This window comes from Mesorhizobium sp. M4A.F.Ca.ET.050.02.1.1, from assembly GCF_003997725.1.
Classification (GTDB): domain Bacteria; phylum Pseudomonadota; class Alphaproteobacteria; order Rhizobiales; family Rhizobiaceae; genus Mesorhizobium.
The window spans coordinates 1-2,192 of record NZ_RZSG01000918.1; the positions used below are offsets into that span (position 1 = coordinate 1).

3 protein-coding genes are annotated in these 2,192 nt (G+C 67.1%); all 3 read right to left on the reverse strand.

Features of this window, described 5'->3' with window-relative positions; translation table 11 throughout:
- Positions 1-665 (reverse strand): dihydroxyacetone kinase subunit DhaK (locus tag EOA33_RS33120; RefSeq protein WP_145989436.1); only part of this gene is annotated, 665 nt, incomplete at its 3' end.
- A 59-nt stretch (positions 666-724) separates the two neighbouring features.
- Positions 725-1,738, reverse strand: a complete 1,014-nt coding sequence (locus tag EOA33_RS33125) for an ABC transporter ATP-binding protein (RefSeq protein WP_127407535.1) — start codon at positions 1,736-1,738, stop codon at positions 725-727.
- Positions 1,731-2,192, reverse strand: a 462-nt coding sequence (locus EOA33_RS33130; RefSeq protein ID WP_127407536.1) for a TOBE domain-containing protein, incomplete at its 5' end; no start/stop codon positions are given. The genes EOA33_RS33130 and EOA33_RS33125, both read right to left, overlap by 8 nt.

Below are 2,192 nucleotides of genomic sequence, written 5' to 3' on the forward strand. Positions count from 1 at the left end.
CCCGGCTCGCCATGGATGCCGAGCCCGAGCTCGCCATCGTCGGCGCCGAAGCGATCCTCATGCGCCTGACCGGGGATCGAGCAGGAAGAGAGCGAGATGCCGAGCGAAAAAATGTCCTTTGCCGCCGCCCGCGCTGCCGCTGCTACTGACACCAGGTCACGGCCGGTTTCGGCAAGATGCCCCGCGATCTTGTGGACGAACAGCGTGCCGGCGACGCCGCGCGGCTGCGCGATGTCGGGCAGCGCGATGTCGTCGCCGACGATCACCATCTCGACCGCAAAGCCTTCGACGCGCGCCTTCTCGGCGGCGAGGCCGAAATTGAGGCGATCGCCGGTATAGTTCTTGACGATCAGCAGGCAGCCGGCCGGCCCGGTCGTGGCGCGGATCGCCGCCAGCACTGCCTCGACGCTGGGCGAGGCGAAGATCTCGCCGGAGACAGCCGCCGTCAGCATGCCGGCGCCGACGAAGCCGGCGTGCGAGGGTTCATGTCCGGCGCCGCCGCCGGAAACGACGGCAACCTTCGTCTTGTCCCAGTCGGCGCGCAGCACGACCTTGATCTCGGGATAGCCGTCGAGCCGCGCCAGCGTGCCCGAGCCGGCGGTCGCAAGAAAGCCGTCCAGCGCTTCGGTGACGATCGAGTCCTTGCGGTTGAAAAAGTGCTTCATGGATTCGTCCAGTCCGTATCTGCGGTCGTCAATCGGTGTGTGATGGGTGCGCGGTCCGCCTACATCAGTCTTTGCCCGTCCGAGCCGAAATAAAGCGGCGAGCGGTAGCGGATCGTCACCCTGTCCCCCTTTTCGAGCGCCGTGTCGGGGTCGGTCAGTGTCACCAGCTTCCTTGTCCCCACCGTCACATGCAGATGGTTCTGGTCGCCGAGATGCTCGACCCAGTCGACGACGCCGTCGGCATGGCCGTTCGCGGCCTTCTCGATCGACAGGTGTTCGGTGCGCGCGCCGATCGTCCTGGTACCGGTTGGCGCGCCGCCATCCGGCAGCAGCCCTGCAGGCAGAAGGTTGATCGCCGGCTGCCCCAGGCGGGCCGCGACATGAAGGTTTGCCGGCTCGGAATAGATGGCGCGCGGCGTGCCGATCTGCACCAGCACGCCTTCGGCCAGGATGCCGATGCGGTCGGCCATGGTCATTGCCTCGATCTGGTCGTGCGTGACATAGAGCATGGTGGCGCCGAGTTCGGACTGGATGCGCTTCAGCTCGAGCCTGAGATCCGCGCGCAGCTTGGCATCGAGCGAAGACAGCGGCTCGTCCATCAAATAGATGGACGGCTTGCGCACCAGCGCCCGGCCGATGGCGACGCGCTGCATCTCGCCGCCGGAGAGCTTGGTCGAGCGGCTGTCGAGCTTGTGGTGGATACGCACCAGCCTGGCCACCTCCTCGACGCGGCGTCGCACCGCGTCCTCGCTGAGCTTGCGGGCCGGCGAGCGCAGCGGGAAGGCGAGGTTGTCGAAGACTGAGAGGTGCGGATAGAGCGAATATTGCTGGAAGACGAAGGCCGTGTCGCGCTCGGCCGGCGACAGCACCGTGGCGTCGCGGCCGGCGATGTGGATCGTGCCGCTATCCGGCCGCTCCAGCCCGGCGATCAGCCTGAGCGTCGTCGTCTTGCCGGCGCCGGTCGGGCCGAGCAGCACGACGAACTCGCCGTCCTTGATCTGCAGGTCGAGATTGTCGACGGCGACGGTCTCGCCAAAACTCTTGCTCACGCCCTTGATGTGCACGTCAGCCATGGCGCGCCTCCGCTGCCTTGTCATACATGGCGGTCTTCACCGCGCGGCCGGTGCCCTTCTCGAACAGCGACAGCCGAGCGCTGCTGAGCGACAGGCCGACCGGCTCGCCCGGATTGAGCCGGATCTCGGCCGGCACCCGCGCCTTGATGATGCCGTCCGCCGTCTCCACCGCCACGATTTGCGTGGTGCCGAGATATTCGGTGCCGTAGATGGCGCCGCGCAATTTCGAGGCGTCGTCGAAGCGGATGTGCTCGGGACGGATGCCCAGCGCCATGTCGGCCGGTGCGATGTCCTCGCGCACCTCCGGCACGGCGACCTTGGCGCCCTGCACGAGAATCTCCTTCGCGCCCCTGGCCAGTCCGCCGCCGAACTTGAGGAAATTCATCGGCGGCGAGTTGTCGCGGAAGAACGACGGCCGCACCTCCACCAACCCATCCGTCGGCACGATCATCTG

What these genes read in the sequence shown, in the direction of transcription:
- EOA33_RS33125 (WP_127407535.1), bottom strand. Translation starts at nt 1,738, where the DNA reads ATGGCTGACGTGCACATCAAGGGCGTGAGCAAGAGTTTTGGCGAGACC.